Consider the following 24173-nt stretch of genomic DNA (forward strand, 5'->3'; position numbering starts at 1 on the left):
TCGGCCTCGGAATGTATGCGCGGGCGGGTTTTAATCGACGATCAGAGCGAGCGCCGGATTGCCTTCGCCCGGCGCAAGTGCCTTTTCTTCAAGGTTTCTTCGGGCGATCAGCGCGTGTTCCCGCGCAAGCGCCTCGGCCCGTGCGCCTTCCCGCCGTTCGATCGCTTCGATCATGGCGTGGTGGTGCGCTTGGGCGATCACGATGGACTGAGTCATCGTCTGTGATTCGCGGCGGCGGAAGACGAAGGCCGAGGGTGAGGCGAAGGGAAGCGATTTGACCCGCTGCAATTCGGACCGGACGATACCCGACGGGCACAGATCCGCGATATCGTCGTGGAATTGCTCGTTCAGACCCGAATAGGCCTCAAGGTCCGGCGGATCGCCGGCAGCACTGAAACCCGCGTCGATCTGTGCGATCAAACTCTTGATATGCTGAATTTTTTCCGGCGAAACGCCTGCCTCGGCCGCCAGCCGGATCGCAGTCCCTTCCAGCACGCCGCGCAGTTCGATGGCGTCGAGGACATCGGCATAGGTGAAGGACCGCACGACGAATCCGCCGCCCCGCGCGCGCTCCAACAGGCCCTCTTCGGCAAGACGGCTCATCGCTTCGCGCACGGGCGTGCGGGATATTTCCAGTTCTTCCGCGAGGGCGACCTCGTAAAGCCGCGTTCCGCCCGGCAACTCGCCCTTCACGATCCGCTGACGCAGATCGTAGGCTGCCCGTTTCGCATGTGTGCTGCCGCGCGTTTCAGTCATCTACCGCTCCCATGTATACACTGAAATGTATACAATTGGCGCGGCAAGGCAAAGACAATCGACGTCAGCGCCCTGAACGGATGACCTCGGGCCCCTCTTCGTAAAGCCGGGCGACCAGATCGGCGCGTTCGCGCAGGACGGCGCGTTGATTGACCGAGCCCTTGTCGGTCACTTCGCCCTTGTCGAGGTCGAGAGGGTCCACCAGCACCATGGCGATGGGCACCCGCATCGACGAACCTGTCGCCTTCGCGTTGTAGGCGGCGAGCCGTTCGGAAACAGCGTCGCGCAGCGCCGGATGGGTGAACAGATCGGCATCGCTCATCTCGGCCCCACCCGGCACGAGCGCCGCGATGGCGGGACGGAACGGCACGAGCAGGGCGCCCAGCTTTTCCTCGCCGTCGCCGGTCAACACGACATCGCGGGCAAGGCCGCCAAGCGCATCGGTCAGTTTCGCGCGCACCGCACCGACCGACACCCATGTCCCGGTCTGGAGTTTGAAGTTCTCGGCCACGCGCCCGTCGAAGAAGAATCCTTTGGACGGGTCGCCCGGCGCGGCGAACCTCAGCGCGTCGCCCAGCATGTAGAAGCCGTCTTCGTCGAAAGCCTCGGCGGTCAGCTTCTCGTTCCGCCAGTAGCCGGGCGTCACGTTCGGGCCTTTCACGCGGACCTCAAGCTTTCCTTCGTTGGGAACCAGCTTGATGGTGATGTCCTTCGCGGGAACGCCGATATTGCCCGGACTTGCCTGAGGCTCGGTCTGGAACAGGACGAACGGCGCCGTTTCCGTGGCGCCAAGCCCGGTGGCGAGCAGAATTTCCTCGCCGGTCGTACGAACCGCCATCGCTTTCAGGTCGTCCCACGTATGCTGGGCCATCGCCGCCCCGGCGTAATACATCAGTTTCATGTCGCGGAAGAAGGCGTCGGCGAATGTCGGGTCGCGCTCCATCTCGTGCAGGATCATCTCGAACCCGGCGGGCACGTTGAAATACCAGTTCGTCGAGACGTCGCGAAGATTTCGGATCGTCTCGCCGATCATGTCCTTGGTGGGCCGCCCCGCGTCGATATGGAACGTGCCACCGTTGTGCAGCACGATGTTGAACATCAGGTTGCCCGCCGCGACGTGATTCCACGGCGCCCAGTCGAGGACGATGGGCGGCTCGTCCCGCAAATAGGCGTAGCAATCCGTCACCTGTTCGATGTTCGCGCAAAGCATACGCTGGGTCTGGATGACCGCTTTCGGACTGCCGGTGGTGCCTGAGGTGAACAGAAACTTCGCGACGGTATCGGGCGTGATCGCCGCATTCGCCACATCGACGGCCTCGGTCACCGGCGTGTTGACCAGACTGCTCCACGACCATTCGGTCCCTGTCTTCGCGATGATCGTCAGTTCGGGAAAGACATTCGCAATCGCCGGCTCGAACGGCGCGAAATCATCGACGAAGACCGCGCCGGGCGTAATCTGATCCCGAACGCCTTTGAGTTTGCCGTGGTCCGTCGACACCAGCGAATAGGCGGGGGCGATGGCCGCAGAGGGCACGCCGACATACTGCGCGCCAAGCGCCATCAGCGCGTGGGCGACCGAGTTACCCGACAGAATGACAAGCGGCCTGTCCGTCGACAGGCCGAGATCGAGAAGCGCCTGCCCGATCGACCGGACCTGAGCGCGCGCTTCGGCATAGGTCAGCCCGGTCCACTCCGCCTCGCCGACGCCCCGTTCCACCATCCAAAGACGGTCCGGCGCGACATCCGCCCAGTGATCCAGTCGGTCCGTGATCTTGTCGGGGTAGTCGCCCAACGGCGCGGTCTGACGCACCAAGATCGTGCCATCGTCCGATTCTTCCCACGCGATGTCCGGTTGCCAGAGTTTGACAGGGCGCAGCTTTGCCTTCGTCATTCATTCCTCCCTTGCGTCCCTCCCGACGCGTTACAAAATTTAGTTTACGCGGAAACTAAATCCGTGGATAGTGGTTTCAACGCGACTCGAAAAGTCGGTTGGGAGGACATCGTTGGACCTGAAATACCTCACCTACGAGCTGCGGGGGAACGTGGCGCTCGTCGGCCTGAACCGGCCCGAAAAGCGTAACGCGATTTCCGATGCCTTCGTCGAAGAGCTCGCGCTGATCGTGCGCAAGGCGGAAGCCGAGGCCAAAGCGGCGGTGATTCACGGGCATGGCACCCATTTCTGCGCGGGCCTCGATTTGGCCGAGCATGTGAAAAAGACTCCCTTCGAGGGCGTTCATGGCTCGCGCCGCTGGCATGAGGTGTTCGGCTGGATTCAAAAGGGCAAACTGCCGTGGTTCGCCGCACTTCACGGCGCCGTCGTGGGCGGTGGTCTGGAACTTGCCTCGTCCGTTCACGTGCGGGTTGCCGACAAGTCGGCCTTTTTCGCGCTGCCCGAGGGCCAGCGCGGCATTTTCGTCGGCGGCGGGGCGTCGGTCCGGTCCGCGCGCCTTATGGGACTGGCGCGGATGACCGACATGATGCTGACGGGTCGCGCGGTCGATGCCGACACCGCTGAACGCTGGAACATCGTTCAGTATGTGGTGCCCGAAGGCGAGGCTTTGGAAAAGGCGATCGCGCTGGCCTCGCACGCGGCCACCAATGCCGAAATCTCGAACTACGCGATCATCAATGCCTTGCCCCGCATTCAGGATATGGCCTCGGACGATGGCCTGTTCGTCGAAAGCTTCATCGCCTCGTTCACGGCGACGAGCCCGGAAGCGGAAGAGCGGCTGAACGCATTCTTGAACAAGAAAGCGGGCAAGGTCGCGGTGACCAAGGACGACTGATGCGGGACGCGATGGAACAGGAAGCCGAAGACGCACCGATCCGGATGGGCGCCATCACGGATTCGCTCGGTTTCCTTATCCGTCTGGCCCAGATCAAGGCGTTCGACAACTTCTTCGAGAATCTGGGCGACCATGGGCTGAAACCGGGCGAGTTCACGGTGCTCTGGGTGATCGGTCTGAACCCCGGACTGCGGCAGGGCAGTATCGCGAACACGCTTCGGATCAAGCCGGCCCATATGACCAAACTCACGGCGCGGCTGGTCCAGCGCGGGCTCGTCACGCGCAAGACGCCGAAGTCGGACCGGCGTGCGGTGCGGCTTTATCTGACCGAGGAAGGGAGCGGCTTTGTGGAAGCGCACCGCGAGAACTTCCTTTCGTTCAACTTCACCGAAAAAGACAACCTGAGCCAGGAAGAGGCGGATCAACTGACCTCGCTGCTCAAGAAATTCACAGGACTGAACGCATGCCACTGAACGTCGACGAACTCGTCGCCATCGACATCCACACCCACGCGGAAGAGCCGTGCAAACACGGCGAAACCCGTGACGACGGGTACATGGAGTTTCAGGCCGGGATGGCCAAGTATTTCGGCAACCCCGCCGGGGCCGACGGGATGCTTCCGTCGCCGGGCCAGACCGCCGCATACTTCCGCGAGCGCAAGATCGGCGCCGTCATCTTCCCGGTCGATACCGAACGCGAGACCGGCTTCCACCGCTACTCGAACGAAGAAGTGGCCGAAATCTGCGCCGAGAACGACGACATCCTGATCCCGTTTGCCTCCATCGACCCGTGGAAGGGCAAGATGGCCGCGCGGGAGGCGCGTCGGCTTATCCGTGATTTCGGTGTGCGGGGGTTCAAGTTTCACCCGACGATGCAGGGCTTCTGGCCCAATGATCGCATGGCCTATCCTTTCTACGAAGTGCTGGAAGAAGAAGGCGTCATCACCCTGTTTCACACCGGGCAGACGGGGGTCGGTTCGGGGATGCGCGGCGGCATGGGGATGCGGCTGAAATACTCGCACCCGATGTCCATCGACGACGTGGCGGTGGATTTCCCCGACCTCAAGATCATCATGGCCCACCCGTCCTTCCCGTGGCAGGAAGAGGCGCTGGCCGTCGCCCAGCACAAGCCGAACGTCTACATCGACCTGTCCGGCTGGTCCCCGAAGTATTTCCCGGAAATTCTGGTGAAATACGCGAATTCGATGCTGAAGAAAAAGATGCTCTTCGGTTCCGACTGGCCCGCGATCACGCCGGACCGTTGGCTGGCCGATTTCGAGAAAGCTCCATTCAAGGATGAGGTACGTCCGCTCATCCTCAAGGAAAACGCGAAGCGTCTTCTGAACCTTTAGGACGTCTGATTGGGAGGAGAACCACAATGAAGACTTGGAATGTAACGGGTGCGGCCCTTGCCGCCGCCCTCGCCTTCGCGGTTCCGGCGCAGGCCGAAACCGTCGTCGCCGCACCGGCCGCCCCTCCGGCGCACCCGGCGGCCTATATGTACGGCAAGTTCGCCGAGTTCCTCGCCGAGGAAACCGGCGGCGAAATGACCGCGAACGTCATCGGGCCGGAAGTCGTTTCGCTGCCCCAGATGAAGGATGCGCTTCAGACCGGGCTTGCCGGCGTCGGCAACTCGCTCCCGCTCTATTTCGCGGCGGACTTCCCGCAAACCGGCGTGGCGGGCGACCTCGCCCTGGCCGGGCGCAATCCGCACGCGATGGGTTGGGCGATGACCGAGTGGGTCGTGAACTGCGCGCCCTGTCAGGAAGAATACAAGGCTTTCGGCGGCGTGTTCCTGGGTTCCGGGTCGTCGGACGTCTACGTGCTGATGACCACGAAGCCGGTCAACACCATCGAAGACCTTCAGGGCCTTCGCCTGCGTTCGGGCGGAGCACCGTATTCGCGTTGGGCCGAAAACTTCGGCGCGACCCCTGTGAACCTGCCGGTCGGCCAGACCTTCGAAGCCCTGAGCCAGGGCACCATCGACGGCACCATGGCGTCTATCGCGGACATGCTGTCCTACCGTCTCGTCGACGTGGCGACCAACGTGCTGCGCGTACCGCTGGGCACCTATCACGTGACGTCCAACTTCACCGTCGCCGCAGATGTCTGGGCGGATATGTCGGTCGAACAGCGGACCCAGTTCGCCAAAGCCGCCAACCGCGCCGACCCGCAGCTGACCGACCGCTGGGGTTACCAGATGCCGGGTGAAGCCAACGCCGCCGTTGCGGAGGCCGGGATCGAAGACACCGAACCGTCGGAAGAGTTCCTCGCGGCATCGAACGGTTTCGCCGAACAGGACGTGCAGTCGCGCATCGACAGCAACCCGCTGGCCGCCGACTTCGCCGCGCTGATCGAGAAGTGGGACGGGATCGTGGCCGAAGTGGGTGAAGACCCCGAAGCTCTCGCCGCCCGCGCCTGGGACGAGATCTGGTCCAAGGTCGACTTTGAAACCTACGGCATGTGATGCCGATGCCCCGGCCCTGTTCATGGGCCGGGGCACCCCAACCACTCATCTCGGGGTCGCACTATGGGAAAGCTGGTCGCCATCGCGCGGATGATTGCCCGAACGATGGGGTATATCGGCGCATTCGCCGTCGTCGCCATGATGCTCCACATCTCGCTCGACGTCGTTCTGCGCAACCTGTTCCGTATCTCCATGAACACCGTGCCTGAAATCGTGGCGCGGTATTACATGACGGCGCTTGCGTTCCTGCCGCTCGGCTGGCTGGAGCTTCGCCGTCAGATGATCTCGGTCGAACTGATCGACTTCGCGTTGTCCGAACGGGTCCGGCAATATTCCGATGCCCTCGTCATGGTCGTTGCATCGGTGATCTATGGCTTTCTCGCCTGGACCAACTGGGACAAAGCCCTTTCCGAAACGCGGGTCGGCACGCTCGTCGAGATCGCGACCTACAAGATGCCGGTCTGGCATTCGTTCTACTTCGCGCCGATCGGGTTCACGCTTGCGACCGTCATCACCGCCTTGCTGGCGATCGGCTATCTGAACCCGACACTTGCCGCGCAACTGGATGAGGCCACCGAATGAGCGTCGAAACCGGCATTTATGGCGTCATCGCGCTCGCCATCCTGCTTGTCCTGCGTCTGCCCGTCGCGCTTGCCCTGATCCTCGTGTCCTTTTCGGGTATCTGGGCGATGATCGGGCTGAAACCCGCGCTCGGCATCCTCGAGAACACGCCCTACAGCTTCGTCGCAAGCTGGACGATGAGCGCGGTTCCCATGTTCCTCTTGATGGGCTTCGTCGCGTTCCACACCGGCCTGACGGCGGGTTTGTTCGATGCGGCGAAGGTGTTTCTCGCCCGATTGCCCGGCGGTCTGGCGATCTCGTCCATCTTCGCCTGTTCCGGCTTCGCCGCCCTCTCCGGATCTTCGCTCGCCACGGCAGCGGCCATGGGGCGCATCGCGATCCCGGAAATGGTCAAGGCGGGCTATCGACCGTCTATCGCGTCCGGGTCCATCGCTGCGGGTGGCACCATCGGGGCGCTGATCCCGCCCTCGATCCTGATGATTATCTACGGCATCATCGCCGAAACATCGGTCACCAAGGTCTTTCTTGGCGGCATCAGCATCGGGATCGCGACTGCAATCGCCTATACGCTCGTGATCCTTGTCATCAGCCTGACCCGGCCTGACGTCATCCCCCGTCGCGCCGAAGTGGACGAAGGCGAGGGTGCGCGCGTGTTCCTGTCGCTCCTCCCCGTTCTGGTGCTCATCCTGATCGTCTTCGGCGGGCTTTTCAGCGGCCTGTTCACGGCCACCGAGGCCGGGGCCATCGGCGCGCTCGGCACCTTCGTCGTCGCGGGCGCGACCGGAAAGCTCACCCGCAAAGCGATTTCGCGGTCCCTGATCGAAACCGTGACCACCACCGGATCGCTGCTTATCATCGGGTTCGCGGCAACGATGTTCACGCGGTTCCTTGGTCTGTCCGGTCTGCAAAGCTTCATCGCGCAGGCCGTCGCGGGGGCGGACATCAGCTATGTCGGTCTGATGTTCATCATCGTCCTGATCTACCTCGCGCTGGGCACGTTCATGGAGCCGTTCGGCGCGATGCTGGTCACGTTGCCGGTGTTCCTGCCCGTGCTCGAAGCCCAGCACATCGACCTCGTCTGGTTCGGCGTGCTGGTGGTGAAACTGCTTGAGATCGGGATGATTACGCCCCCTGTCGGGTTGAACGTGTTCGTCATCAAAAACGTGGCGAGCAAGTACGTCAGCGTCGTGCAGGTGTTCAAAGGGGTGATTCCCTTTCTGCTGTCCGACATCCTCGTGGTCGCGCTGGTGATCGCCTTCCCGGCGCTCGTTCTGTTCCTGCCGGACCTGTTCTGACGCCATAGGCCATGAAAAACGCATCTGGGCGGTCCGCTGGGCCGCCCTTTTTCGATTCTGATTGGAACCATTCCAAATTCCCGATCACTTTACTCGGGCATTCCTTGACTTATCCGACCAAATCAATCAGCTATTCGGCCAAGCACCAGAATTACGAAGTGACCAAAGGGACTGATATGATGAAACGCGCGACACTTACGGCGGCCGGCCTGATCCTCGGCACCGTTCCGGCTTTTGCGGCAACCAAGGGCGAAGTGCTCACGACCTATGCCGATATCGCACACGCGGGCTATGAAGACAGCCTGACCACCGCGCAGGCTTTGAACGATGCTGTCGAGGCGCTGATCGCCAGCCCGTCCGAAGACACGCTCGCTGCGGCACGCGCGGCATGGGTTGCGGCGCGCGAGCCCTATCAGCAGACCGAAGTCTACCGTTTCGGCAACCCGATCGTCGACGATTGGGAAGGCAAGGTGAACGCGTGGCCGCTGGACGAGGGCCTGATCGACTATGTCGACGAAAGCTATGGCGGCGCCACCGACGAAAACCCCTTCGCTGCGGTCAACGTGATCGCGAACCCGCAGCTCACCATCGCCGGGCAGGAGGTCGACGCCTCGTCCATCACGCCTGAACTGATCGCTGACACGCTGAACGAAGCCGACGGGATCGAATCGAATGTCGCGCGTGGCTACCACGCCATCGAATTTCTGCTTTGGGGTCAGGATCTGAACGGCACCGACGCCGGCGCGGGCGATCGCCCTTATACCGATTTCGCTATGGGCGACGACTGCACCAATGGCAACTGCGACCGCCGCGTCGACTATCTCGAAGCCTCGATGGACCTGCTCATTTCCGACCTCGAAGAGATGGTCGCGGCATGGGGTCAGGGCGGCGAAGCCCGCGAAGCCGTGATGGCGAACGAAGACGCCGGGATCATCGCGATCCTGACCGGCATGGGCTCTCTCTCCTACGGTGAACAGGCTGGTGAGCGTATGCGCCTTGGCCTGATGCTGAACGATCCGGAAGAAGAGCATGACTGTTTCTCGGACAACACCCATCGGTCGCATTACAACGACGGCCTCGGTGTGCAGAACGTCTACCTCGGATCCTACACCCGCGTGGACGGATCGGTCGTCGAAGGGCCGTCGCTGTCCGATCTGGTGGCCGAAGCCAACGCCGATCTCGACGCCGAGATGAAGGAAAAGCTGGACACCACCATGACCGCCATGACGGCGATTTCGGACGCGGCCGAAAACGGTATGGCCGTGGATCAGATGCTCGCCCCCGGCAATGAAGAGGGCGAAAAGCTGATGATGGACGCCATCGACGGCCTCATCGACCAGACCGCGACGATCGAACGTATCGTGGCCGATCTGGGCCTTGAGGCGATCGAGTTCGAAGGCTCCGACAGTCTCGACAACCCCAACGCGGTCTTTCAGTAAGGCGCTACGCGGTATGATCGTCTGTCACTGCCAGAACATCTCGGATCGCGACATCCACGCCGCAATCGACTGGATGCGCGCCGCGGATGAACGGACGATCATCACACCCGGGCGCATCTACCATGCGCTCGGGAAATCCGCGGATTGCGGTGGCTGCATGTCGCTCTTCGTTGCGACGATGCGCCAAAGTGATAGCCTCCATGTACCTTTAAGCCTGCGCAATCTGCGCGGGCACCCGGCAGAGGAGAAGCGCCATGAAGGGCAGCGAGAAAGTTATTGAATACCTCAATTCGGCGCTTCGGCACGAATTGACGGCGGTCAGCCAGTATTGGCTGCACTATCGTCTTCAGGATGACTGGGGGCTCAAGCACATGGCGGCCAAGAGCCGCGAAGAAAGCATCGAAGAGATGCAGCACGCCGACAAGCTGATCGAGCGGATCATCTTTCTGGAAGGGCATCCGAACCTTCAGAAACTCGACCCGCTCCGGATCGGGGAAACACCGCGCGAGACGCTCGACTGCGACCTTGCGGCAGAGTATTCGGCGGCCAAACTGTACCGAGAAGCGCGCGATGTCTGCCGGGACGAGAACGACTATGTGAGTATGAAGTTGTTCGAGGACCTGCTTGCCGATGAAGAGGGCCACATTGACTTCCTTGAAACCCAGATCGACCTCTACGAACGGATCGGGGCCGAAAACTACGCGCATCTCAACGCCGCCAAGATGGATAGCGAAGAGTAGCCTTGCCGCTTTTCTGATCGCCGCCGGGCCAGCCGTCGGGTTCGACCTGACGACGCTTGGCGACGAGCATCTGCACGTCGTGCCACGCACGCAAGAAGAAGCGGCGCGGATCGCCAAGGTGACCGCGCCGACGACAGATTTTTCGGCGCCCGAGCAATTCGAAGAGCGTCCGGCCGGTGCCGCCACCGTGCGGGCCCGCGACAATGCCGATGCCTTCAGCCAGCCCTCGGCCAACATCGGCTTCGAAGGCGAGCTGGAGTTCAAAGTCGGCAACGGTCTTTTCCGAAAAATCTGGGTCACGGCACCCTCGTCGACCGAGGCGTCCGATGGTCTCGGCCCGCTCTACAACGCCCGGGGCTGCCAGAACTGCCACATCAAGGACGGGCGCGGGCATCTGCCAGAAGGGGCCGACGACAATGCGGTTTCGTTCTTCCTTCGCGTGTCTATTCCGGCCGAAGTCGCGTTGGACATGCAGGAGGTCGAGGATTTCATCGGGGCCACCGAAGAACCCAACTATGGCGGCCAGATACAGGATTTCGGCACCTCCGGCCTGCCCGCCGAAGCACAGGTCTCGATCACCTATGAGGATATTCCGGTCGAGCTGGCCGGAGGCGAGATCGTCACCCTTCGCAGCCCGACCTACGCGCTGACGGACCTTGGTTATGGTCCCCTGCACCCGGATGCGATGCTGTCGCCGCGACTGACGCCGCAGATGATCGGGCTCGGTCTGCTCGAGGCGATTCCCGCGCAGGACATCCTCGCCCATGCCGACGAGGCGGACGAGGATGGGGATGGAATATCGGGTCGCCCGAACCTCGTCTGGTCGATCGAAAATGAAAAGATCATGCTCGGGCGCTTCGGGCTCAAGGCCGGCACCCCGACGATCCGGCACCAAAGCGCAGCCGCCTTTTCCGGCGACATCGGAATTTCGACACCGTTGTTTCCGAACGCCTGGGGCGAATGCACCGGCAACCAGACCGACTGCGTGGGGGCGGCCCACGGCGATGACGATGCCCAGGGCGGGTTCGAAGTCGACGACACCGGACTGGACCTCGTCACCTTCTACGCCCGGAATCTTGCGGTGCCTGCCCGGCGCGGGTCGGACGATCCCGACGTTCTGCGCGGCAAACAGGTGTTCTACGACGCAGGTTGCACCGCCTGCCACACGCCAAAATTCGTGACCCACCGCCTAACAGATCAGCCCGCCCAGAGTTTCCAACTCATCTGGCCCTATTCAGACATGCTCTTGCACGACATGGGGGATGGGCTGGCCGACAACCGGCCCGAGGGGCGCGCGACCGGCAATGAATGGCGCACCGCACCGCTTTGGGGGATCGGCTTGACGAAGCTCGTGTCGGGCCACGAAAACTATCTGCATGATGGACGTGCGTGCACCCTGATGGAAGCGATCCTCTGGCATGGCGGGGAAGCGCAAGCCGCCCGTGACGCCATCGTCGCGCGACCGAAGCCGGATCGGGACGCCCTTGTAAAATTTCTGGAGTCGCTGTGAGACACTTGATCTACGCCGCCGCCTTGATCGCCACGCCCGCCGTCGCGGGCGTCGAAGAGGCCGTGAACGATTACATCCTTCCACATCTCGCCGCCTTCACCGAGGCCGCCGAGGTTTTGGAAGACGCCGCACAGGCCAATTGCGAAGCCGAAGGGCTTGTCGGGCCATACAACGCCGCGTTCGACGGTTGGATGGCGGTCGCCGACGTGCGGCTGGGGCCAAGCGAACAAGGCGCGCTGTCCCTGTCCTTCTGGCCCGACAAACGCGGCTTCACCGAGAGAACGCTCGCGGACCTGATCTCGAACAAAGACCCGGTGGCTGAAGATCAGGCGGCGTTCGAGGAGATTTCCATTGCGGCACGCGGATTCTTCGCCTTGGAGCGGATGCTCTACGACAGTCAGTTCAACGACTATGCCGAGGGCGATTACGCCTGCACGCTGGTCCGGGCGTTGACGCGCGACGTGGTGGATCAGGCGACTGCGCTTCAAGCGCAATGGACCGATTTCGCGCCGCTCCTCCTCGACCCGGGAAGCGCGGGCAACACGACCTACCTCGACGAAGCCGAGGCCCAGCGCGCGATCTATACGCAGATCCTTTCAGCCCTCGAATTCACGAAAGACACGCGGCTTGGGCGGCCGCTGGGTGAGGTCGCCCGCGCTCGACCGACGCGCGCCGAAGCCTGGCGGTCCGGGCGCAGCCTCACCCAATCCGTGCTGGCGACCGAAGCGGCGGTCGGGCTGGCCGAGGCTCTGGCCGACTGGGAAATCCCTGAAACCCGTGCGGCGCTCGACGCCGTTCGCGAGCAGGCCGAAACCATCACCGACCCGTCTTTTCAGAACATCGGCGATCTCATGAAGCGTCTGGATGTCGAGATTCTTCAGCAGAAAATCGACGCGGTCGAGAACGCGGTCGAAGTCGAAGTGGGCACCCGATACGGGATCACGCCCGGCTTCAATTCGTCGGACGGAGACTGACATGACGAACAGACGCGCGTTTCTGGGCGGGCTGATCGCAGCCGCCGGTGCGCCGCGACTGGGATGGTCGGCGGTCGGCTCGCCGTCCTACATCGCGGCAGCCAGGGAACCCGACGGAACCTACGCGATCCACGGGATCGACGCGGACGGACGCGAAACATTCTCGATCCCACTGCCCGCACGCGGCCATGCGGCTTGCGGGCACCCGACGCGGGCAGAAGCGATCGGTTTCGCGCGTCGCCCCGGACGTTTCGCGCTTGTGATCGACTGCGCAACAGGCGTCGTCCTGCGCCATCTCGAACCGCCAACGGACCGTCATTTCAACGGGCACGGCGTTTACTCCAAGGATGGATCGACGCTGTTCACCTCCGAGCAGGAGATCGTTGGAAGCGCGGGCCATGTCGGGATCTGGGATGCCGAAACCTACACGCGCCTCGGCAGCTTCCCGACGACCGGGCTTGGCCCGCACGAGATACGGCTTATGCCGGATGGCGCCCGGCTTGTGGTCGCGAATGGCGGGATCGAAACCGATGACCGGGAAAAAATGAACATCGACCGGATGGAGCCGAGCCTCGTCTACACGGACCTGTCGGGCCGCGTGCTCGACAAACTGATCCTCGACCCGGACCTCCACCAGAACTCGATCCGCCACCTTGCGATCCGCCCCGACGGTCTGGTGGCCTTCGCGATGCAATGGCAGGGCGAAGAGGGCGCGGCGATGCCTCTGCTTGGCCTGCATAGGATGACCGAGGCACCGATCTTGGCGAGCGCCCCGCTGGACGAACAATTGCTGATGCAGGGCTATGCGGGCAGCATCGCCTTCGCGGGAAATGGTGGCGAGGTCGCCATCACCTCGCCGCGCGGCGGTCGCCTGCATCGGTTCACACCCGACGGCGATTTCATCGCGTCTTTCGCGCGAAGCGACGTTTGCGGACTTGCCACGTTGGGGGATGGGTATCTGGCGTCGGACGGGCTTGGCGGCCTGATCGCCCTCGACCATGCCGGGCCACGCGCCCTGAACCGAACGCCCTCGGCTTGGGACAATCATCTGATCGCGATCTGATCGCGCGGCCAAATGCTTGGTAATTCGCCACTTACCCCTTAGGCTCCGGGTCGAAAGGGGGTGCGGGTGGCACAGGCATTCACGATCATTTCTGCCAGATTTCCCCGTGACCTTTCCGCGACCGACGACACGAGCGTCGGGCCGGAGGGCGCGGACTTTGCCCTTGCCGGGTCCGAAGTGGCATGGAACGAGGCGGGCCTGCCCTCTCGCAACCGGACCATTCGGACCTGGATCGCGCTGTGGCCGGATCGCGATGCCGGACGACGGTTCCTGAAGCGGCGGGTCGAAAACATTCCCCTGCTGACGCAGGCGGAAGAGTGGTGGAGCGGGCTTTTGCTGCCCTACCAAAGCCACGGTGATCTGAACTGGCACCCTGACGGCAAGGCGGGATCGGTGTTCCATGACCTCGGCCCGCGACCGAAGTCGTCCCGGCCCGTCTTTGTCCTCACGACACTGGGGATCGGCAATCCCGGCGAAGGCATGATCGCCTTCGGCAAAGGGACGCGCGCGGTAAGGCAGGCCTTTTCCGACCTGCCGTCCGTGATCCTCGAACAGCAGTTGCTGCCGGACGATCAACGTCTGGATGCGCCGACCCTTTCGCTCTGGGAAAACGAGGGCGCCGTGATTTCGGCCGCCTACCGCAGCGAACCCCATCGCTCGGCCATGAAGGTCGCGGATCACCCCGACCTTGCCCGAGGGTCGTTCACGCGCATGACGCTTCTCTGGGCCGAGGGAAGCTGGGAAGGGGTCAACCTGCGCGAAAAGGGCGCGGTCGGCGGCTGACCCGGATCAGATCGCGGCAAATCCCATGTGGAGAGCGTCGAGGATCGTGCGGGCTTCCGTTTCGCTCAGGATGAGCGAGGGGGACAGGATCACGTTGTTGCCCGAAACCCGGACCATCGCCCCGCTTTCATATGTCACGCGGTGCAGCTTGCCGATGGCCTGCTTGTCGATGGGCGTCTTGGTGGCGCGGTCCGAGACCAGTTCCAGCGCGAGCATCAGGCCATGTCCCCCGCGCACATCGCCGATAATGTCGTATTCGTTCTGCAAGGCCTTCAGACCGGCGAAAAGCTGTTCGCCCCGCGCTGCCGCGTTGTCTTTGACGTTCAACCGGACGGTTTCGCCTAGGCAGGCGATTGCCGCCGCCGCACCGACCGGGTGACCGGAATAGGTGTATCCCGAACCGATGGCCCCCTTTCCGGTGGTGTCGTTCTCGAACACGTCGGACACCTTGTCCGAAATCATGACGGCGCCGAACGGGAAATAGCCGTTCGTAATCGCCTTGGCCGTGCACATCAGGTCCGGTTGCACGCCCCAATGGCGGCTACCCGACCAGTCGCCGGTGCGGCCAAAAGCGGTGATGACCTCGTCCGCGATCAACAGAATGCCGTGCTTGTCGCAAATCTCGCGAACCCCCGGCATGAAGCTCTCATGCGGCGGGATGACCCCGCCCGCGCCCAACACCGGCTCCATGATGAAGGCCGCGATGGTCGAAGCGTCCTGAAACTTGATCTCGTCCTCGATCGCGGCGAGGCAGAGTTGCGCGAGCTTCGCGGGGTCCGTCTCGTTGAACGGGTTGCGATAGGTGTAGGGGGCCGGCACGTGGTAGCAGCCCGGCATCAAGGGCTCGTACTGCGTTCGGAAATTGGCGTTACCGTTGACCGATGCCCCCAGCGTATGCGTGCCGTGATAGCCCTTTTTCAAAGACAGATACTTCACCCGGCCCGCTTCGCCGCGCACCTTGTGATACTGGCGCGCCAGTCGCAGCGCCACTTCGACCGAATCCGACCCGCCGGAGGTGTAGAATGCGCGCGTCAGCCCGTCGGGCGCGAAGAAATCCGCAAGCATCTCGCCCAGTTCGATGACCTGATCGTTCGAAGTGCCGCGAAAGATCGAATAATAGGGCAGGCGGTCCAATTGGGTCGCGATGGCATCCTTCACCGGCTGGCAGGAGAACCCGAGGTTCACGTTCCACAGGCCGCCGACGGCATCGACCGTGGTGTGGCCGTCCACATCGGTGATGGTGACGCCTTCGCCACCCACGATGATGTCGGGCGGGTTGGCGATACTGTCGGCCGGATGCGCCATCGGATGCCAGATCGCACGGGCGTTGCGTTCTTTGAGGAAATTCGCGTCTTTCATGGTCCGGTCCTCTGTCGTCACGGGGTTCTTGGAAAGCCTGCCTCAGGCGGCGGACTGCCATTTGTCGGCGTGATCGGGCGGCAGGTCGCCGCCGAGCTGATGGGTGATCCTGACCATCCCATCACGCAGGGCTTCGCGGATCTCGGCCCGTTTCTCGTCGGTGTCGCGCACGGCGGGCAGCGCGATGGACACCGCGCCGACGACCTTGCCGCCGACGCCGAACAGGGGGGCGCCTTGCGAACAGACTTCGCTGTCGAATGTCCGGTCCTGCGATGCGGTGCCGGTGCGTCGCACCTCGTCCAGAACCGACCGAAGCTCGTCTGCCGTGGTGATCGTTCCGTCCGCGTATTTGGTCAGGGGTCGCTTCAGAACGCTTCGGGTCACGTCCTCATCCGCGAAGGCAAGAACCGCGAGTCCCGATGACGTGGCGTGCAAAGGCAGGATCTCTGATTCGTCGAAGGCCACCTGCGTGCCATGGGTCATCGGGTCGAAATGCAGTGCAGGGGACAGGACATCGCCCTGCAACAGCGAGACGTGAGTGAGCTCTCCGACCTGTCTCGCGATGTCTTCGACGATAGGGCGCAGGACGGATCTCAGCGGATGGGTCGCTTCGCGCACCCCGGACAAACGCAGGATAGCAGGGCCGAGACGATAGGCCCGCGTGACCGGATTCTGTTCGAGAAAACCGTTTTCCATCAACTCGGTAAGGTGGCGATGCACGGTCGCCTTGTCCCGGTTCACAAGGCGCACGAACTCGGTCAGCCCGATCTCGGGTTTCTGCTTTGCGAAGAAATTCAGCAGGTCCAGCGCTTTGGTAATCGTTCCCATCTGCGGGCCGGTTGTCCGATCGTTGCGAGTGCAATTTTTTCGTCACGACGTTGACAGAAAAGATTCGAAGCTGCAAGAATAAATGCTACCAGTGGTTCAAATAATGAACCCAACCAACGGGAGCCAGACATGAAGACAGTCCTTGCAAGCGCCGTGGCACTCGCCGCCGCAGCCCTGCCGATGGCCGCGCAGGCCGAGTACCCTGAAAAGCCGGTCGAGTTCGTCGTGCCGTTTCCGCCCGGTGACCTCGAAGACGTTCTGACCCGCATGATCGCGGACGAATTTCAGGCCACCTACGGCGTTCCGGCCGCGGTCGTGAACAAGCCGGGTGGCGGCGGTGGGCCGTTCCCCGGTGCCGCCGAAGTCGCCAGTGCTCCGGCGGACGGCTACACCATCGGGTCGTTCGTCATCGCCGTGCCGATCGTCGGGCCCGAGGTCGGCATTCCGGCGCTGAACCCGAACCCGTTCGATCCGCTCGGCATCTTCCTGACCTATCCCTTCGTGATCGCGGCCTCCGGCGATGCAACCTATGGTTCGGTCGACGAACTCGCCGCCTATGCGCAGGACAACGACGTCGTTCTGGGCCACTTCGGTGCCCCGCTCGTCCCGACGCAGGTGACGCTGGCCCTCGCCAAGGAAAAGGGGTTCTCGTTCGCCTCGGACGCGGCGTTCGACGCGCTGGACTGCAACACGCTGGCCTCGGGTGATGCCGATGTCATCAACACGACGCTGCAACTCATCCTGCCCTGCCTCGACGACGTGAAGGTTCTTGCGTCCATCGGTGCGGAACGCATCCCGCTGACGCCCGATGCCCCCACGGTCGGGGAGGTCGCGCCGGCGCTCGACGTGTCACTGTGGAACGGACTGTTCGTACACAAGGACACGCCCGCAGACGTGCGCGAAAAGATCGTCGCCGTGGCTCAGAAGGTCGTCACCTCCGACGCCGCCAAGCAGTTGGCCGAGGATACGGGCGCCCTGATCTATTGGCAGAATGCCGAGGAATCGGCGGCCCAGATCGAGGCGGATACCGAAACGCTCGGCACCATCTCGTCCATGCTCGAGTAACGCCATCAACGCGCGCCCCGGTCACATCGGGGCGCGTCCTTCACGAGGCAGGACATGGCACGCAGCAAGACGTTTCAGGATCTGTTCAAACGCTACCGGCGACCGGGCGATTTCATCATTTCGCTTGTCTCGTTCCTGTTCGGTCTGGCTCTCCTTGCCGCATTGCCGAGCCAGACGACATGGGTCGACGGTCAGCCGCTTCTCGGCCAACCGGCATTCTGGCCCACGGTTGCGGTCTGGGCGATGGTCGTCTTTTCCGGCCTTCACCTTCTGGGCGCGATGCTGTCCGAACGCATCCGGGGCCGAACCGAAGAGGTGGTCTATTGGCTGCGATCCATCGAGTTCGCGATCTGGTTCATCGCCTATGTGCTGATCGTGCCGCGTCTTGGATACCTGCCCTCGACGCTCATATTCACGAACCTCCTCGTCTTTCGTCTGGGATACCGGCAAGCACGCTGGTTCGCCTTTGCGACCCTGTTCTCAATCGCGGTCGTCGTGATCTTCAAGGGCCTGTTGCATGTGAAAATCCCATCGGGCGAGATCTATTCGCTTCTGCCATCGGGCAAGTTCCGACTTTTCGTGATGATCTGGCTGTGAGGGCGGCATGAGCGATTTTCTATCCGGTCTGAATCTGCTCGCCGATCCGGCGGTCGTCTTTGCACTGTTCATCGGGTCCATCGGCGGAGTCGTGATCGGTGCCATTCCGGGTGTCGGTGCGGCGGTCGCCATCGCGATCCTGCTGCCTGCCACCTTCGCGCTCGAACCTCTCGTCGGTCTGACCATGCTGCTCGGCATCTACGGGTCGTCGATGTACGGCGGCTCCCTTCCCGCCATCCTCATCAACACCCCCGGCACGGCGGTCAACGCGCTAACCACCTATGACGGACACCCGATGACCCGGCGGGGCGAGGCGCTGCGTGCTTTGGGTCTGGCCTATGGGGCGAGCTTCGTGGGCGGAATCTTGTCCATCGCCGCCCTGATCCTGCTGTCGCCCGTGTTGGCCAAGGTCGCGCCCCTGTTCGGCAGCCGTGAAATCTTTCTCGCGGCCCTGCTCGGTATCGTCCTCGTGGTCATCGCGCATCGTGGCCAGACGCTCGTCGCGGGATCGCTCGCCGCTTTCGGCATCCTCATCAATACAATCGGGCTGGAGCCTGTGCGCTACACCCAGCGGTTCACCTTCGGGCAGGACTGGCTGTCGTCCGGTGTCGACCTGATCGTCGTGGTTCTGGGCCTTTTCGCGCTCAGTCAGGCCTTCGTGCTGCTCACCGACCCGGAACGCGCGCCCATCACGCAACGGGTCCAAGGCAACATGTTCACCGCGATGCTCGGCGTGTTCCGGCACAAACGGGTCGCCGGGGCAGGGTCGTTCTTCGGCGTGCTCATGGGCATGATCCCCGGCGTCGGGGAGTTCACGGCGCAGTTTCTGACCTATACCTATGCGCAGAAGACTTCCAAAGACCCCGACGCCTTCGGTAACGGCAGCCCCGAAGGCCTCGTAGCCTCGGAATCGGCCAACAACGCCGTGCCCGCCGCCGCGATGATCCCTCTGCTCGCGCTGGGCATCCCGGGCGAGGCGCTGACGGCGATGATGCTGTCGGTGTTCTACGTCCACAACGTCGTTCCGGGTCCGGGACTGTTCCAGAACAGCATGGACTTCGTATACGCGCTCTATATCGCGATGATCCTGCTTAACGTGATCGTCGTGGTGTTTATGCTGTTCGCCTCGAACTGGCTGATCCGCATCATCCGCGTGCCCACCCGTTTTCTGGGCGTGATGATCCTGACCCTGTCATTCGTCGGGGTTTACTCGCTACGCAATTCGGTGATCGACTGCGCCTTAGCGGCTGGCTTCGGGATCATCGGCCTTGTGCTCAAACGGATGAACTTGCCGGTGGTGCCAATCGTTCTCGGCATGGTCCTTGGCGGGATCATGGAGGTCAAACTGCGCGCCGCGATGGCACGGGTGAAGACGCCGCTCGACTTCGTGGATCGGCCCATCGCCGCGCTTCTCGCCATCGCAATCGTCCTGCTGATCGTCGGTCATGTCTGGGGTCTGTTTCGCGAGAAACGGCGCGCGGTCCCGGAAAACGAGCACGACCACGACATCCATGACAGCCAAACGCGTTAAGGGGGTTTCATGCTCGATCAGGCACGTATCGACACCTTGGCAGCACAGGATGTGCGCCCCGGTGCGCATATCATAGACGGCGAGCGGCGCGGCGCGTCCGATGGTGGCGAAATGGATGTGATTTCACCCCTCAACGGCAAGGTTCTGACCACCATCCCGCGCGGGACGCGTGAGGACGCCGACCGCGCAATCGCCTCCGCTCGTCGTGCGTTCGAGGACGGCCGCTGGGCCGATCTTCCACCCGCAGCCCGCAAGCGGACGCTCCTTAAATGGGCCGATCTGATTGAGGCGAACGCATTGGAACTCGCGGTTCTGGGCGTGCGTGACAACGGGACCGAAATCGGAATGGCGTTCAAGGCCGAGCCGTTGTCGGCGGTCGCAACGATCCGCTACTACGCCGAAGCGATCGACAAGCTCTACGGCGAGATCGCCCCGACCGACCCCTCGATCCTCGCCCTCGTGCACCGCGCTCCGGTCGGGGTCGTCGGCGCCATCGTCCCGTGGAACTTCCCGCTGATGATCGGCGCGTGGAAAGTCGCGCCCGCACTGGCCGCCGGAAACTCGGTCGTCCTGAAACCCGCCGAGACCGCATCGCTCACGCTTCTTCGCATCGCGGAACTGGCGCTCGAGGCTGGTATCCCGCCCGGCGTGTTCAACGTGGTCACGGGCGAAGGCGCTGTTGTGGGTGAGGCGATGGGGCTGTCGATGGACGTCGACGTGCTCGTCTTCACCGGGTCCGGTCCTGTGGGCAGGCGGCTTCTGGAGTATTCGGCGAAATCCAACCTGAAACGCGTGTACCTCGAACTCGGTGGCAAATCCCCGAACATCGTTTTCGCGGACGCCCCGGACCTGACCGAGGCGGTCAAGGTCTCGGCCAACGGTATTTTCCGCAATGCCGGGCAAGTCTGCGTCGCCGGGTCGAGACTGCTGGTCGAGCGTTCGATCCACGACGAATTCGTCTCAAGACTGGCCGAATTTGTGAAAACGATGTCGGTCGGCAACCCGCTTGATCCCTCGACAAGCGCGGGCGCAGTCAACTCTCTCCGGCAACTCGATCAGAACCTTTGCTTCGTGGATGAGGCGCGGTCGGCCGGGCGCGCCGTCATCGGCGGGTCGCGCATCCTCGAAGAGACGGGGGGCTACTTCATGGAGCCGACCATCGTCACCGGCGTCGACCCCAGCGACCCGATTGCCCAGAACGAGGTGTTCGGACCCGTCGTTGCCGTCATCCCGTTCGACAGCGAGGATGAGGCGGTCAGGATCGCCAACGGCACGGATTACGGCCTTGCCGCAGCGGTCTGGACCCGCGATCTTTCCCGCGCGCACCGGATGATCCGGGCGATCAGGGCAGGGGTCGTTCACGTCAACACCTACGGCGGACCCGACGTGACCGTGCCGATTGGCGGAGTGAAGCAATCCGGAAACGGGCATGACAAATCGCTCCATGCCTTCGACAAGTACCTCGACCTGAAAACCGCATGGATCAAACTATGACCGACCGCACGATCCTGATCGTCGGGACCTACGACACCAAGGACGACGAACTGAACTACATCGCCGGGGTGATCCGGGGGCAGGGCGGCGCGGTGGTCACGATGGACGTGTCCGTGCTTGGCGACCCGACCGAACCGACGGATTTTTCCAAGCATGACGTGGCCGAGGCGGGCGGCAGTTCCATTCAGGCCGCCATCGACAGCGGCGACGAAAACACGGCGATGCAGATCATGGCGCAGGGTGCATCGACGCTCGTGTCTCGCCTGTTTGCCGATGGACGCTTCGACGGCCTTCTGGTGCTTGGGGGCACGATGGGCACGGACCTTGCCCTCGATGTCTGCAACGCGGTGCCGCTCGGCGTTCCCAAGTACATCGTTTCGACCGTCTCGTTTTCACCCCTGATCCCGGCCGAGCGTTTGCCGGTCGATGTGCAGATGATCCTCTGGGCCGGGGGGCTTTACGGGCTCAATGCCGTCTGCAAAGCGTCCCTCTCCCAAGCCGCAGGGGCCGTTCTGGGGGCGGCTCGCGCCGTGGAAAAGCCGGATACGAAACGCCCGCTTATCGGCATGACGAGCTTCGGCAAATCCTTCCTGTCCTACATGGTCGCGCTGAAACCGGCACTGGAATCCCGTGGTTTCGATGTCGCGGTGTTCCACGCGACGGGGATGGGGGGCCGGGCGTTCGAAAGCCTTGCCGCCCAAGGCGCGTTCGCCTGCGTTATGGATTTCGCCACGCAGGAGGTCGGGAATTACATCAACGGGTCCGCCATCCACGCAGGCGAATCGCGCCTGACCGCCGCTGGACGCGCGGGCATACCGCAGATCGTGTCGTCCGGCTGCTACGACCTCGTGGATCTGGCGGGGTGGCAGCCGATGCCCGGAGCTTTGCAGGGCCTGCCGTCCCATGCCCACAACCGTCTTTTGACGTCTGTCGTTCTGGATGCACCCCGCCGCCGCGATGTGGCGCGAGCTTTGGCCGAACGATTGGCAGGCGCCAAGGGCGAGACGGTGTTCATCCTGCCCACGCAAGGATGCCACGCCCTGGACCGGCCGGGGGCCGATCTGTGCGATCCCGACGGACTTGCCGCTTTCGTGGATGAACTGACGAAAGTCTGCCCGGACAACGTGACGCTCAAGGCTCTGGACGCCCACATCAATGACGATGCCTTCGTCGATACGGTGCTGGCGACCTTCGACGACTGGCTGGCCCGGGGCATCGTGCCCCGCCCCTGATGGTCGCGTCTGTCGGACTGGTCCCGAAGTGGTGCCGCTGAAGGGACTCGAACCCCCGACCCCATCATTACGAATGACGTGCTCTACCAGCTGAGCTACAGCGGCACACCGCTTCGGTGCGGGGTCATTATCACCACCTTTGCGCGGTGTGTAGCCCTAATTTTTGCTCTCGGTTTCCGTGGCTTCCGCCGGGGTCACGTCGACCGCCTCGTCGGCAGGATCGGAGCCGCCGACCAGTGCTTCGTGGTCCTCGGCGCGGGCTTCGGCGACCATCTCGCGGTCCGGGGCGATGTCCGGGGCGCCGACGAGCAGCGCGTCCATCCGCGTTCCGCCCGGCATTTTCATGTCCGTCTCGCGCGGTTCGGTCCATGACAGGGTGTCGAAGGCACCGCAGTTCTCGCAAACCGGGCCCCAGTCGGCATGAACCGTATGGCACTTGTCGCACACCCACTGCGGTCCGCGCGGCGCGACGACGGCCTTGGCAAGCCATGCGCGGATTTCGCTGTCCGGTGCTTCGAGCCCGCGTTCGATGGCCGCCATGAGGGTCAGCACCCTTTGGGTCGGCTTGGTCGTGGGCAGATCGCCCAAAGCCTCACGCGCCTTGTCGAATTGTTCTGCGGCGATGTGCAACTCGGCCAGAAGCATCTTGTTCTCGGGATGATCCGGATGCTCTTTCGTCAGGGCTTTGAACCGTTTCAGCCGCTGTTCCGGCGTTTCGTCCGGCTCGATCTCGGCGAAGGCTTCGGCAATGTCCGGGTGCGGCTGCACCTTCCAGGTCTTCGTCAGCACCCGCGCGGCATACCGTTTGTTGTCCTGTTCCAGATAGCTGCGCGCAGCGAGCACCGATCCGGGGATCAGATCCGGCGACAGCTTGTTCGCCTCGATCGCCGCCTCGCGGGCGCGGATCGAATTGCCGTCCTGGAAAATGCCCTTGGCTTCTTGAAGGGCGAGCACGGCATCCCGGCGCTTGCCGACGTCCTTGGGAAGCGCGCCATGCTTGACCTTCTTGCCCAGCGTTTCCCGCGCGCCGTGCCAGTCGTTCTGGGTGGCTTGCAGGGCGAGCAGCACGTCTCCGGTCTCGGCATGTTGCGGTTTGAGCGCAAAGGCTTTCTCGGCCAGCTTCATCGCCGTGTCCGTGTCGCCCTCTTCCAGCTTCTGCTTCATCAAACCCCGCACGCCGACGAACCGTGTGCGCTCATCGGCCAGAAGCCGTTTGTAGACCTCGGTCGCCTTCTTCCGGTCGCCGGCCATTTCGGCGGCCTGCGCTGTGATGAGGTTGGTCAATTCCGGGCGTCGCAGATACCGTTCGGCCCGTGCGGCTTTGGTGATCGCCGTCCGCTCTTCGCCCGAAGCGAGCGCCATCATCCCGTCCGCCAGCGCCTCATACCCTTTTCGCTCGCGATTGCGGTCGAAGTGCCGGGAAATCGCGGTTTCGTCTCCGTTCAGGAACCGGATCGTGGCGACGATCAGGCCAGCCAGCTTCAACAAAATCCAAAGCGCGACGACCAGAACGATCAGGGCGATGACCGCCTGAAGCGCACCGAGGTTGTATTCCTGCGTGCCGATATCGACGCGGATGCCGCCGTCGGTTTCCAGCATATAGGTCGCGCCGACCGTTGCCGCACCGATCAGGACGACGAACAGAATGATCTTGAACAGGGACCAGAGCATTA

The 24173-nt window shown here is 63.0% G+C and carries 23 protein-coding genes and 1 tRNA gene; 18 read left to right on the forward strand and 6 right to left on the reverse strand.

Annotation, left to right across the window (positions count from 1 at the left end; translation table 11 throughout):
- Nucleotides 1-30: 30 nt before the first annotated feature.
- Both FCT00_RS06340 and FCT00_RS06345 read right to left on the reverse strand, forming a co-directional pair.
- The gene (locus FCT00_RS06340; protein ID WP_138422276.1) at nt 31-756 is read right to left on the reverse strand and encodes a GntR family transcriptional regulator; all 726 of its coding nucleotides are present in this window, start codon (nt 754-756) and stop codon (nt 31-33) included.
- 64 nt (nt 757-820) lie between these two features.
- The gene (locus tag FCT00_RS06345; protein WP_138422277.1) at nt 821-2647 is read right to left on the reverse strand and encodes a feruloyl-CoA synthase; all 1827 of its coding nucleotides are present in this window, start codon (nt 2645-2647) and stop codon (nt 821-823) included.
- Nucleotides 2648-2759: 112 nt separating this feature from the next.
- Between FCT00_RS06345 and FCT00_RS06350 the strand changes: the two genes are divergently transcribed.
- From FCT00_RS06350 to FCT00_RS06410, 13 genes are all read left to right on the forward strand, one after another.
- Nucleotides 2760-3542, forward strand: a complete 783-nt coding sequence (locus tag FCT00_RS06350; RefSeq protein ID WP_008332379.1) for a crotonase/enoyl-CoA hydratase family protein — start codon at nt 2760-2762, stop codon at nt 3540-3542.
- The gene (locus tag FCT00_RS06355; protein ID WP_008332377.1) at nt 3542-4015 is read left to right on the forward strand and encodes a MarR family winged helix-turn-helix transcriptional regulator; all 474 of its coding nucleotides are present in this window, start codon (nt 3542-3544) and stop codon (nt 4013-4015) included. Before FCT00_RS06350 ends, FCT00_RS06355 begins: the two co-directional genes overlap by 1 nt.
- Nucleotides 4006-4893: a 4-hydroxyphenyl-beta-ketoacyl-CoA hydrolase gene (locus FCT00_RS06360; RefSeq protein WP_008332376.1), complete on the forward strand. Its 888-nt coding sequence runs from the start codon at nt 4006-4008 to the stop codon at nt 4891-4893. The genes FCT00_RS06355 and FCT00_RS06360 overlap by 10 nt, the downstream gene beginning before the upstream one ends.
- Before the next feature lie 26 nt (nt 4894-4919).
- On the forward strand, nt 4920-6008 hold the full coding sequence (dctP, locus tag FCT00_RS06365; protein ID WP_008332374.1) for a TRAP transporter substrate-binding protein DctP: 1089 nt from the start codon (nt 4920-4922) through the stop codon (nt 6006-6008).
- 63 nt (nt 6009-6071) lie between these two features.
- A complete protein-coding gene (locus tag FCT00_RS06370) occupies nt 6072-6590 on the forward strand; it encodes a TRAP transporter small permease (protein WP_138422278.1) in 519 nt (172 codons plus the stop codon).
- Complete coding sequence (locus FCT00_RS06375) at nt 6587-7885, forward strand: TRAP transporter large permease (protein ID WP_008332371.1); 1299 nt, start codon at nt 6587-6589, stop codon at nt 7883-7885. The genes FCT00_RS06370 and FCT00_RS06375 overlap by 4 nt, the downstream gene beginning before the upstream one ends.
- A 179-nt stretch (nt 7886-8064) precedes the next feature.
- Nucleotides 8065-9324: an imelysin family protein gene (locus FCT00_RS06380; RefSeq protein ID WP_138422575.1), complete on the forward strand. Its 1260-nt coding sequence runs from the start codon at nt 8065-8067 to the stop codon at nt 9322-9324.
- Nucleotides 9325-9337: 13 nt separating this feature from the next.
- Nucleotides 9338-9604 (forward strand): (2Fe-2S)-binding protein, encoded by a 267-nt coding sequence (locus tag FCT00_RS06385; protein ID WP_138422279.1) that lies wholly within the window; start codon nt 9338-9340, stop codon nt 9602-9604.
- Nucleotides 9579-10064, forward strand: coding sequence for a bacterioferritin (gene bfr / locus FCT00_RS06390; protein ID WP_138422280.1), 486 nt, complete (start codon nt 9579-9581; stop codon nt 10062-10064). Before FCT00_RS06385 ends, bfr begins: the two co-directional genes overlap by 26 nt.
- Before the next feature lie 16 nt (nt 10065-10080).
- Complete coding sequence (locus FCT00_RS06395; RefSeq protein ID WP_407943651.1) at nt 10081-11574, forward strand: di-heme oxidoreductase family protein; 1494 nt, start codon at nt 10081-10083, stop codon at nt 11572-11574.
- Nucleotides 11571-12548, forward strand: coding sequence for an imelysin family protein (locus tag FCT00_RS06400; RefSeq protein WP_328591394.1), 978 nt, complete (start codon nt 11571-11573; stop codon nt 12546-12548). Before FCT00_RS06395 ends, FCT00_RS06400 begins: the two co-directional genes overlap by 4 nt.
- A 1-nt stretch (nt 12549) precedes the next feature.
- Entirely contained in the window at nt 12550-13611 is a 1062-nt protein-coding gene (locus FCT00_RS06405) for a DUF1513 domain-containing protein (RefSeq protein ID WP_138422281.1), read from the forward strand.
- Nucleotides 13612-13677: 66 nt separating this feature from the next.
- Nucleotides 13678-14394 carry a hypothetical protein gene (locus FCT00_RS06410; RefSeq protein WP_138422282.1) on the forward strand — a complete coding sequence of 239 codons (717 nt, stop codon included), beginning with the start codon at nt 13678-13680 and terminating at the stop codon, nt 14392-14394.
- Nucleotides 14395-14400: 6 nt separating this feature from the next.
- On the opposite strand, the gene FCT00_RS06415 is transcribed toward FCT00_RS06410, so the two are convergent.
- Nucleotides 14401-15753, reverse strand: coding sequence for an aminotransferase class III-fold pyridoxal phosphate-dependent enzyme (locus FCT00_RS06415; RefSeq protein ID WP_138422283.1), 1353 nt, complete (start codon nt 15751-15753; stop codon nt 14401-14403).
- 42 nt (nt 15754-15795) lie between these two features.
- Complete coding sequence (locus FCT00_RS06420; RefSeq protein ID WP_138422284.1) at nt 15796-16581, reverse strand: IclR family transcriptional regulator; 786 nt, start codon at nt 16579-16581, stop codon at nt 15796-15798.
- A gap of 129 nt (nt 16582-16710) precedes the next feature.
- On the opposite strand from FCT00_RS06420, the gene FCT00_RS06425 reads away from it, so the two are divergent.
- From FCT00_RS06425 to FCT00_RS06445, 5 genes are read left to right on the forward strand one after another with little or no spacing between them, the layout of a single operon-like run.
- Nucleotides 16711-17646 (forward strand): tripartite tricarboxylate transporter substrate binding protein, encoded by a 936-nt coding sequence (locus FCT00_RS06425; protein WP_138422285.1) that lies wholly within the window; start codon nt 16711-16713, stop codon nt 17644-17646.
- 54 nt (nt 17647-17700) lie between these two features.
- On the forward strand, nt 17701-18243 hold the full coding sequence (locus tag FCT00_RS06430) for a tripartite tricarboxylate transporter TctB family protein (RefSeq protein WP_138422286.1): 543 nt from the start codon (nt 17701-17703) through the stop codon (nt 18241-18243).
- A 7-nt stretch (nt 18244-18250) separates the two neighbouring features.
- Complete coding sequence (locus FCT00_RS06435; RefSeq protein WP_138422287.1) at nt 18251-19774, forward strand: tripartite tricarboxylate transporter permease; 1524 nt, start codon at nt 18251-18253, stop codon at nt 19772-19774.
- Between the two features lie 9 nt (nt 19775-19783).
- Complete coding sequence (locus FCT00_RS06440; protein WP_138422288.1) at nt 19784-21268, forward strand: aldehyde dehydrogenase; 1485 nt, start codon at nt 19784-19786, stop codon at nt 21266-21268.
- Nucleotides 21265-22500, forward strand: a complete 1236-nt coding sequence (locus tag FCT00_RS06445; protein WP_138422289.1) for a Tm-1-like ATP-binding domain-containing protein — start codon at nt 21265-21267, stop codon at nt 22498-22500. The genes FCT00_RS06440 and FCT00_RS06445 overlap by 4 nt, the downstream gene beginning before the upstream one ends.
- A 29-nt stretch (nt 22501-22529) precedes the next feature.
- Here FCT00_RS06445 and FCT00_RS06450 read toward each other — a convergent pair.
- Together FCT00_RS06450 and FCT00_RS06455 are read right to left on the reverse strand one after the other, a co-directional pair.
- Nucleotides 22530-22605 (reverse strand) — tRNA-Thr (locus FCT00_RS06450).
- A gap of 51 nt (nt 22606-22656) precedes the next feature.
- Nucleotides 22657-24171, reverse strand: a complete 1515-nt coding sequence (locus tag FCT00_RS06455; protein ID WP_138422290.1) for a heme biosynthesis protein HemY — start codon at nt 24169-24171, stop codon at nt 22657-22659.
- Between the last annotated feature and the right edge of the window lie 2 nt (nt 24172-24173).

The sequence above is a fragment of the Maritimibacter alexandrii genome (assembly GCF_005871115.1).
GTDB classification, from domain to species: Bacteria; Pseudomonadota; Alphaproteobacteria; order Rhodobacterales; family Rhodobacteraceae; genus Maritimibacter; species Maritimibacter alkaliphilus.

What these genes read in the sequence shown, in the direction of transcription:
- FCT00_RS06445 (WP_138422289.1), top strand. Translation starts at nt 21,265, where the DNA reads ATGACCGACCGCACGATCCTGATCGTCGGGACCTACGACACCAAGGAC.
- bfr (WP_138422280.1), top strand. Translation starts at nt 9,579, where the DNA reads ATGAAGGGCAGCGAGAAAGTTATTGAATACCTCAATTCGGCGCTTCGG.
- FCT00_RS06435 (WP_138422287.1), top strand. Translation starts at nt 18,251, where the DNA reads ATGAGCGATTTTCTATCCGGTCTGAATCTGCTCGCCGATCCGGCGGTC.
- FCT00_RS06355 (WP_008332377.1), top strand. Translation starts at nt 3,542, where the DNA reads ATGCGGGACGCGATGGAACAGGAAGCCGAAGACGCACCGATCCGGATG.
- FCT00_RS06440 (WP_138422288.1), top strand. Translation starts at nt 19,784, where the DNA reads ATGCTCGATCAGGCACGTATCGACACCTTGGCAGCACAGGATGTGCGC.
- FCT00_RS06425 (WP_138422285.1), top strand. Translation starts at nt 16,711, where the DNA reads ATGAAGACAGTCCTTGCAAGCGCCGTGGCACTCGCCGCCGCAGCCCTG.
- FCT00_RS06380 (WP_138422575.1), top strand. Translation starts at nt 8,065, where the DNA reads ATGAAACGCGCGACACTTACGGCGGCCGGCCTGATCCTCGGCACCGTT.
- FCT00_RS06455 (WP_138422290.1), bottom strand. Translation starts at nt 24,171, where the DNA reads ATGCTCTGGTCCCTGTTCAAGATCATTCTGTTCGTCGTCCTGATCGGT.
- dctP (WP_008332374.1), top strand. Translation starts at nt 4,920, where the DNA reads ATGAAGACTTGGAATGTAACGGGTGCGGCCCTTGCCGCCGCCCTCGCC.
- FCT00_RS06405 (WP_138422281.1), top strand. Translation starts at nt 12,550, where the DNA reads ATGACGAACAGACGCGCGTTTCTGGGCGGGCTGATCGCAGCCGCCGGT.
- FCT00_RS06360 (WP_008332376.1), top strand. Translation starts at nt 4,006, where the DNA reads ATGCCACTGAACGTCGACGAACTCGTCGCCATCGACATCCACACCCAC.
- FCT00_RS06430 (WP_138422286.1), top strand. Translation starts at nt 17,701, where the DNA reads ATGGCACGCAGCAAGACGTTTCAGGATCTGTTCAAACGCTACCGGCGA.
- FCT00_RS06370 (WP_138422278.1), top strand. Translation starts at nt 6,072, where the DNA reads ATGGGAAAGCTGGTCGCCATCGCGCGGATGATTGCCCGAACGATGGGG.
- FCT00_RS06345 (WP_138422277.1), bottom strand. Translation starts at nt 2,647, where the DNA reads ATGACGAAGGCAAAGCTGCGCCCTGTCAAACTCTGGCAACCGGACATC.
- FCT00_RS06375 (WP_008332371.1), top strand. Translation starts at nt 6,587, where the DNA reads ATGAGCGTCGAAACCGGCATTTATGGCGTCATCGCGCTCGCCATCCTG.
- FCT00_RS06340 (WP_138422276.1), bottom strand. Translation starts at nt 756, where the DNA reads ATGACTGAAACGCGCGGCAGCACACATGCGAAACGGGCAGCCTACGAT.
- FCT00_RS06420 (WP_138422284.1), bottom strand. Translation starts at nt 16,581, where the DNA reads ATGGGAACGATTACCAAAGCGCTGGACCTGCTGAATTTCTTCGCAAAG.
- FCT00_RS06415 (WP_138422283.1), bottom strand. Translation starts at nt 15,753, where the DNA reads ATGAAAGACGCGAATTTCCTCAAAGAACGCAACGCCCGTGCGATCTGG.
- FCT00_RS06385 (WP_138422279.1), top strand. Translation starts at nt 9,338, where the DNA reads ATGATCGTCTGTCACTGCCAGAACATCTCGGATCGCGACATCCACGCC.